6 protein-coding genes are annotated in these 8,456 nt (G+C 55.9%); 3 read left to right on the forward strand and 3 right to left on the reverse strand.

The genetic code is table 11. From position 1 onward, the window contains the following. Positions 1-391: 391 nt before the first annotated feature. From QZQ29_RS07930 to QZQ29_RS07940, 3 genes are read right to left on the reverse strand one after another with little or no spacing between them, the layout of a single operon-like run. Positions 392-2,008, reverse strand: coding sequence for a CTP synthase (locus QZQ29_RS07930; RefSeq protein ID WP_296962106.1), 1,617 nt, complete (start codon positions 2,006-2,008; stop codon positions 392-394). A gap of 50 nt (positions 2,009-2,058) precedes the next feature. Further along, positions 2,059-3,726, reverse strand: a complete 1,668-nt coding sequence (argS, locus tag QZQ29_RS07935; protein WP_296962108.1) for an arginine--tRNA ligase — start codon at positions 3,724-3,726, stop codon at positions 2,059-2,061. Further along, a complete protein-coding gene (locus QZQ29_RS07940; protein ID WP_296962110.1) occupies positions 3,705-4,160 on the reverse strand; it encodes a DUF1934 domain-containing protein in 456 nt (151 codons plus the stop codon). The genes argS and QZQ29_RS07940 overlap by 22 nt, the downstream gene beginning before the upstream one ends. 457 nt (positions 4,161-4,617) lie before the next feature. Here QZQ29_RS07940 and amrA point away from each other — a divergent pair, with 457 nt between their 5' ends. The 3 genes from amrA to QZQ29_RS07955 all read left to right on the forward strand — a co-directional run bounded on the left by amrA (position 4,618) and on the right by QZQ29_RS07955 (position 8,051). Then, complete coding sequence (amrA, locus tag QZQ29_RS07945; protein WP_296962111.1) at positions 4,618-5,967, forward strand: AmmeMemoRadiSam system protein A; 1,350 nt, start codon at positions 4,618-4,620, stop codon at positions 5,965-5,967. A gap of 454 nt (positions 5,968-6,421) precedes the next feature. After that, positions 6,422-7,315, forward strand: a complete 894-nt coding sequence (gene amrS, locus QZQ29_RS07950) for an AmmeMemoRadiSam system radical SAM enzyme (RefSeq protein ID WP_296962113.1) — start codon at positions 6,422-6,424, stop codon at positions 7,313-7,315. A gap of 394 nt (positions 7,316-7,709) precedes the next feature. Then, positions 7,710-8,051 carry a cupin domain-containing protein gene (locus tag QZQ29_RS07955; protein ID WP_296962114.1) on the forward strand — a complete coding sequence of 114 codons (342 nt, stop codon included), beginning with the start codon at positions 7,710-7,712 and terminating at the stop codon, positions 8,049-8,051. Positions 8,052-8,456 lie beyond the last annotated feature (405 nt).

The following is an 8,456-nucleotide window of genomic DNA, read 5'->3' on the forward strand; positions in this document are numbered from 1 at the left end:
AAGCCCCTCAAGGCATAGCCCCGCTAAAATCTGCCCCTCCGGGGAAGACGCCGCCGCAGGCGGCAGAAGGGGTGCATTTCCCACGCCCGTAAGGGCGGTTTGCTTGTTTTTCCCCGCCCGCCAGGGCGGTTGTACGGTTTTATCCATACTGGCGCCTTGAACCCTCTTGCTTTCGTGAATACAGCTTCCCGCCGCAGCGATACTATATAACTTCCTCTGAACCAGCCCGCTCTGTGGGCGGAACCCATCGGTCGGCGCGAAGCGCACGAACGATAGAACCCGGGCGCCGTGAGGCGCCTGAACCCTCCTTGCTTTAGGGAATCCCGCCGCCCACTGCCATTGACTCCGAAGCATCAAAAAAGCACCGCTTCCGCGGTGCTTTTTCATTTCTTTATCCTTTATGATGTTCAATGGCTGCTTTCACCAGTCCCACGAAGAGGGGATGGGGACGGTTGGGGCGGCTCTTGAATTCGGGGTGGGCCTGGGTGGCTTCGAAGTAGGGGTGGTCCTTCAGTTCGATGGTTTCTACCAGGCGGCCGTCGGGGCTGGTGCCGCAGATGGAGAGGCCTGCTTTTTCCAGTTCCGGACGGAGGGCGTTGGATACTTCGTATCTATGACGATGTCTTTCGTATACGATTTCCTGGCCGCCGTAGAGTTCCCTGGCCTTGGAGCCTTCGGTGAGTTTGCAGGGATAGATGCCCAGGCGCATGGTGCCGCCTTTTTCGGTGACGTCTTCCTGGTCCGGCATGAGGTCGATGACGGGGTACGGTGTTTCTGCGTCGAATTCGGTGGAGTTGGCGTCTTTCATGCCGCATACATCACGGGCGAATTCGATGACGGCGCACTGCATGCCCAGGCAAAGGCCCAGGAAGGGGATGTTGTTGGTGCGGGCGTATTTGATGGTTTCAATCTTGCCTTCTACGCCGCGGTAGCCGAAGCCGCCGGGGACTACGATGCCGTCGATGCCTTTGAAGACTTCCCGGAGGTCCGGTTTTTCTTCTTCCAGTACTTCGGAATTAATCCAGTGGATGTTCACTTTGGTGCCGAAGGCGTAGCCCGCATGGGAGAGGGCTTCCACCACAGAGAGGTAGGCGTCGTGGAGTTCCACGTACTTGCCTACGAGCGCAATGTCCACTTCCTTGTCGGCGGAGAGGATGCGGCTGACCATGGCTTTCCAGTCGTCCATGTCGCAGGGGCTGTCGTCGAGGCCCAGTTTTTCAAGGGCAATGCGGTCAAGGCCTTCTTCCTGGAGGAGGAGGGGTACTTCGTAAATGCTCTTGGCGGTGAGGTTGTTGATGACGGCGTTCGGTTCCACGTCGCAGAAGAGGGCGATTTTCCTCTTCATGTCATCGGGCAGGGCCTTCACAGTGCGGCATACGATGATGTCCGGCTGGATGCCGATGGAGCGCAGTTCCTTGACGGAGTGCTGGGTGGGCTTGGATTTCAGTTCGTCCGCCGCTTCGATGTAGGGCACCAAAGTAACGTGGATGTAAAGGACGTCGTTCCGGTTGGGCACGTCCTTTTTCACCTGGCGGATGGCTTCCAGGAAGGGCAGGGATTCGATGTCCCCTACGGTGCCGCCGATTTCGGTGATAACGATGTCGGCGTTGTCATTTCTTCCTACCCGGAGCACCCGGTCTTTGATTTCATTGGTAATATGGGGGATGACCTGGATGGTGGAACCCAGGTATTCGCCCTTTCTTTCTTTATTGATGACGGACTGGTAAACCTTGCCGGTGGTGACGTTGGAGGCCTTGGACAGGTTCTCGTCGATGAAACGTTCATAGTGGCCCAGGTCCAGATCCGTTTCAGCACCGTCGTCGGTGACGAAGACTTCACCGTGCTGGTAGGGGCTCATGGTGCCTGGATCAATATTGATGTAGGGATCGAATTTCTGGATGGTAACCTTGTATCCTCTGTTTTTCAGAAGTCTTCCCAGGGATGCGGCGGTAATGCCTTTGCCCAGGGACGAAACGACGCCGCCGGTTACGAAGATGTATTTAGTCATGGAACCTCCTTGTGAAATAGGTGAATCAGTGGAAAGAAATCAGAAATCTATCACATATGTTCCGGTGCCGAGAGCCCCAGGATATGAAGGGCATGGACCAGGATATACTGTACGGCTGTAATGAGGCCCAGTCTGGCCTTGGTGGTTTCGCTGTCTACGCCCAGGATCCGGCATTCCCTGTAGAAATGGTGGAAAAGGGCGGCCAGTTCATAGGCATATTTGGCAATGCGCTGGGGCGCTCTTTCCTGGGCGGCGCCGGCCACGAGCTGATGGTAGTTTTCCATCTTCTTGATGAGGTCCAGTTCGCATTCTTCTGTAAGTTTTGTGAAATCGGTGTCCTTAAAGCTCTTGTCCCAGGTGACGCCGGCTTCCTCTGCCTGGGAAAACAGGCTGTGGATACGGGCATTGGCATACTGGATGTAGTACACCGGGTTTTCGTTGGAATGTTTCTTTGCCAGGTCGATATCGAAGTCCATCTGGGAGTCCAGGGTCCTGGCGCAGAAGAAATACCGGGCTGCATCGGTGCCCACTTCGTCCATCAGTTCCCGGAGGGTCACGGCCTCACCGGTACGCTTGGACATTTTCACCGGCTTTCCGTCCCGGAGGAGGGTCACCATCTGGAGAAGCATGATTTCAAAATCATCGGGGTTGTAGCCCAGAAATTTCATGGCCGTCTTCAGACGGATGATATATCCGTGATGGTCGGCACCCCAGATATCGATGAGCTTGTTGTAGCCCCGGTGAATCTTATTTCCCACATAGGCAATATCGGAGCAGAAGTAGGTGGGTACGCCGTTGGTGCGGATGACCACGCGGTCCTTGTCGTCGCCGTTCTTGGTGGTACGGAGCCACAGGGCGCCGTCCTTTTCATACATATTGTCTTCGTCCTTCAGCACCTTCAGGGCTGCATTCACCTGATCCGGGTAGAGAGACTTTTCGGAGAACCAGTTGTCGAAGTCCACGTTGAAATCGTGGAGGTCCTTTTTCAGGGCAGCCAGCTTTTCTTCCAGGCCCAGCTTTTTGAAAATCTCCAGCCTTTCCTTTTCGTCCATGTCCAGGTATTTCTTTCCGTCCTTTTCCAGGATGTGGCGGGCGGTATCAATGATGTCCTGTCCATGGTAGCCGTCCTCCGGAATTTCGGCGTCCATGCCGTTCAGCTGGAGGTAGCGGGCGTTGATGGATTCTGCCAGGTGGTCGATCTGGTTGCCTGCATCGTTCACATAGTACTCCGACAGCACGTCATAGCCGGCGGCCCGGAGCAGGTTCACCAAGGCGGAGCCGTAAGCAGCGCCCCGGGCATGGCCGATGTGAAGGGGCCCTGTGGGGTTGGCGGAAACGTATTCCACCAGGAAACGGTCCTTCTGCGTCTTCGGCAGGTCGCCATAAGACGGGCCGGCTTTCAGGATATTCTTCAATTCGGTGTACACCGTATCCTTGGCCAGGAAGAAATTGATAAATCCTGCGCCGGCGATTTCCATACGGGACACCAGCGGCGTATCCATATGGTTTACAATGGCCTCCGCAATCATGCGGGGCGCCTTATGGGCCGTCCGGGCCCACTGCATGGCCGCATTGGTGGAATAATCGCCGAATTCCTTTTCCTTCGGCACCTCCAGCCGCTGCACCGGTGCATATTCGCCTGCCGGCAGCTCCCCTGCCGCCACAGCGGCGTCCTTTGCCTTTTCAATGAGTTCTTTCAGTTCTTCTCTGACTTCCATGAATATTCCGGATCCTCTCGAACATCAACAATAATTTCATTCAAATGGGTAAACAGACCTTCCAGCTCCACATCGTAGGAAAGGCGCATGCGTCCTTTGCCGTGGACGATGGAATTTTCAATTTCCCTGGTCACCACAGTCACCTTCAGCGCCCCCATGGGGGTCACATAACCGGACTCCGACGGCACACCCAGCCGGTACTCCTGGTTCTGCAGGAAACTGCCATCCCGTATGAGATTGACGTGGTCATCAAAAATGCGGAGAGTGGTAGTGGTGCCTTCCATGCCTGCCAGCTTCGTCTCCCGGTAGCTGATGTACTGCATATCCCCGTCCTCTCCGTAAATGCCCGGAGTTTCCAGGGAAATGGTCTCATCCTTCCCGTTTTCGTCCCGCTGCAGGGAAGTCACATTGATAATGACATGCTTTTCCAACACTATCGCCTCCCCGGTCTGTAAAATATATACTTTATTATATCATAGATAGAACCCTTCTTTTTGAGAAGAATTCTATAAAATCAAGACTACTCATTATACCACGGAAGAAAAGGGAGTGGCAAGGAGGGGCCGCGAAGCGGCCCGGGGTGCAGAGGGTTCATGGACACGCCCTTCGGGCGTGAAGGTTCAGAGGGTTCAAAGGGTTCAGAGGGTTCAAAGGGTGTGGTATCGCCCTATCGGGCGATGAGTATATAGCCGCCAAAGGCGGCATACATAACTCCCTCTGAACCGGCCCGCTCTGCGGGCGGAACCCATCGGTCAGTGCGTCAGCACATGACCGATAGAACCCGGGCGCCAAAGGCGCCTGAACCCGGCCCGCCGAAGGCGGGCCCACTTTGCTTTTTCCCTCAAAAACTACTACACTAAAGACAGAAAATATAGAAAGGAAGTGCTTCCAATGGATACCACCTGTACGGCGGCGGGGCTTTTCCCCCATCCGCCTATTATGATTCCGGAAATCGGCGGGAAGGAGCTTTCCCGCATGGCCCTTACGGTGAAAACAGAAGAAGAAGCCATGAAGCGCATGGTTTCCGAAGGCATGGAAACCGTGGTGATTATTTCTCCCCACAACCTCTGCTTCTACGACGGCCCCGCCCTGTTCCTGGCGCCCACTGTGGAAGGAAATCTTGCCGCCTTCGGCCGCCCGGACCTGTCCATGACCCTTTCCATAGACCGCATGCTGTCGGAGGCCATCCTGAAGGAAGCGGAGCCCCTCATCCCGCTGCACCGGGTGGATGAAGCCGAAGCCGCCAGGTACGGCAAAACCCTTGCCGTGGACTGGGGCACCTTTGTACCCATGTACTACCTTTTGAAGGCAGGCTTCCGGGGGCGGGCAGTCATGCTGTCCCCCTGCTTTTCCAATTACGAAATGAATGAAATCCTGGGCACCATCGTGGAACGCTGTGCTGCCAAGCTGGGGCGGAAAATCGGTGTCATCGCCTCCGGCGACCTGTCCCACAAACTCACAAAGGACTCTCCCAACGGCTATACCCCGAAGGGCATCCTCTTCGATGAGGCCGTCATGGACGCCCTGAAAAGGCGGGACAAGAAGCCCCTCACCTCCATGACCTCTGATTTCATCGATGAAATCGCCATGTGCGGCCTGCCGTCGGTGTACTTTCTCTTCGGCGTCCTGGGGAAGAGGAAAGCCGCCATGCCCTGCTTCTCCCACGAAGGGCCCTTCGGCGTAGGCTACGGCGTATGCCTCTACCTGCCTGAAGAGGAACCGGAGAAAGAGGAAATCCACGATGTGCGGGTGGAACTGGCCAAAGAAAGCATCCGCTATTTCCTGGAGCATGGAAAAATCATGAAGACACCGGATACCCTTCCTGACGAACTCCAAGGCAGGGCCGGCGCCTTCGTATCCCTCCATGAATTCGGCGCCCTCCGCGGCTGCATCGGCACCTTTCTTCCCTGCTATCGGAATGTGGCAGAGGAAATCATCCACAACGCCAAAGCCGCCGCCCACGACGACCCCCGCTTTCCGCCCCTTTCGGCCCGGGAACTTTCGGACCTCACCATTTCCGTGGACATCCTCTCCTCCCCGGAGCCTGCAGAAATTTCCGGCCTGGATACAAAGAAATACGGCGTCATCGTAGAAAAAGGCACCCGCCGGGGCCTCCTTCTCCCGGACCTTGACGGCGTGGATACGCCGGAAGAACAGATCGCCATTGCCAAACGGAAGGCTGGCATCGGAAAGGACGAGGCAGTCAGGCTGTATCGGTTTACAGTGAAGAGATACTATTGACGCGCCCTGAAGGGCGCGAGGGTTCAAAAGGTTCAGAAGGTTCAAAGGGTTCAGAGGGTTCAGAGGGGGTGGTATCGCCCTTCGGGCGATGAGTATATAGCCGCCTGCCGGCGGCATATAAAGCTCCCCTCTGAACCGGCTCGGAAGGCGAAGCCGATGACGGCTTGAACCTAGGCGCCGAAGGCGCCTCTCCCCTCCTCTTTCGGGAATATCGTCCAGTGTCCCTTCCCGCCGACCAGTATTTACCAGCTTATGAGCCACTATCGGCACGCACCGAGATCCTTCGCTGGCGCTCAGGATGACAGGTGGGAGGCGGGAAGTCTGATGTCTGGCCGTCTGACGTCTCCATGCATTCGGGAATAAAGCCCGGCGGACAACCCTCTCAAACCTCAAACCTCAAATCTCAAATCTCAAATCTCAAATCTCAAATCTCAAATCTCAAAAGGAGGTTCCCATGGAATGTGCATTTTATGACAAAGAAGAAGGCGGCATCTGCCGCTGCCGCCTCTGTCCCCGGCGCTGCCGGATTCTTCCTTCCCAGAGAGGCTGGTGCCGCACCCGCTGGAACGACCATGGCACCCTGAAAGCCCTCACCTACGGTCTTGTCACCTCCGCCGCCCTGGACCCCATCGAAAAGAAGCCCCTCGCCTATTTCCATCCCGGCGCCGTCATCCTTTCCCTGGGAAGCTGGGGCTGCAATATGAACTGCGCCTTCTGCCAGAACTTTGAAATTTCGCAAAAAGAGCCGGAGAGCCGGAAGGTTTCTCCCGACGATGTGCTCCGCCTGGCCCGTGCCCTGACTGCCGAAGGAAATATCGGCGTCGCCTGGACCTACAACGAGCCCACTCTTTCCTTTGAATTCATCCGTGACACGGCGCCCCTCATCAAGGAAGCGGGGCTTATGAACGTGATGGTGTCCAATGGCTTCATCAGCAAAGAAGCGCTGGAGGCGCTCCTTCCCCTGATTGATGCCTGGAACATTGACCTCAAGGGCTGGAATCCCGATTTCTATAAAACCATCTGCGGCGCCGCCAAAAATCCGGTGCTGGAAACCATCCAAAGGGCCCATGAAATGTCCCATGTGGAGCTGACGAACCTGGTCATCCCGAAAGAAAACGATGACCCCCAATGCTTTGAGAACATGGTCCGCTGGATCGGCTCCCTCTCTCCAGCCATCCCCCTCCACATCACCCGCTTCTTCCCCCGCTGGCGCATGATGAACCGCCCGCCCACCCCCGTTTCCACCCTGGTATCCCTTGGTGAAATCGCCAGGAAATACCTCAACCATGTTAAAATAGGAAACGTCTCGGACCGGGAGCTGGCGGAGTATCACTGGAGGAATGAGTAGGGGCCCCTTCGGGGCCCGGGTTCAAAAGGTTCAAAGGGTTCAGAGGGTTCAGAGGGGGTGGTATCGCCCTTCGGGCGATGAGTATATATGCCGCTTCGCGGCAGTGCTGCCGAAGGCAGCATATATAACTCCCTCTGAACCAGCCCGCTCTGTGGGCGGAACTTGTGCGGTTCCTGCATAGGAACCGCAAGTCAGGCTCATATGCGAGCATAGCCTGCCCATTAAGCGAGCACCTTACCGCCTTACCGTAGCCAAGGGCGTGAGCCCAATGACGGCTTGAACCTGGGCGCCAAAGGCGCCTGAACCCTCTTGTTTTCGAGAATACGGCTTCCCGCCCCTATCCCCCTCAAATCTCAAACCTCAAATCTATTTACCTATGAAAGAAGGAAATCCCATGATTCCAAAAATCCCACCAAAAATCATCGAACACGCCAACGGCGGCAAAGGCCGCATTATCCTTCAGCCCATTGCAGGACCGGACATACTGAAGGACAAATGCCGGGTCTATGTGAAGGCCACCCTGGAAAAGGGCTGCTCCATGGGCGTCCACCAGCATAAGGGAGATGGAGAAATTTACTACATCCTTTCCGGCCACGGCGTTTACACCGACAACGACACCACCTATGAAGTGAAACCGGGTGACGCCATGTTCTGCCAGAACGGCAGCCGCCACGGGCTGGAAAACACAGGGGACCAAGACCTGGTCTTCATGGGCCTCATTATTTATGACAACTGAATCGGACAATCAAAAAGCAGCGCCATGAAGGCGCTGCTTTTCTGCAGGCGGAATGGTATTCCCGAACGCAAAAGGGTTCAGAGGGGAAGGTTGACGGGGCTTTGCCCCGAAGGTTATGGCCCACTAAAGGGGAAACGACTCACTACATTTTGTGCGTCGCTTCGCTCCTTCAAAATGTGTTCGCTGTGCACCGCCTGCCGGCGGCAGGTTGTGTAGAAAAGGTTCTTAAGATTAATGCGTCCTGTGGACGCAAGGGTTCTTAGGTTTGACGGGCCTTTGGTCCGAGGGTTGTGGTGGCGGCTTCGCCGCAGTTCATAGCCTCCTTCCACAGGCAGAAGTCAGCAGCACTTCTGAGCCGAGCTAGGGAAGCGCTGATTAAATCGTTGTCTGCTTTTATTCTAGAAT

This window comes from uncultured Dialister sp. (genome assembly GCF_900538805.1).
Taxonomy (GTDB): Bacteria; Bacillota; Negativicutes; order Veillonellales; family Dialisteraceae; genus Dialister.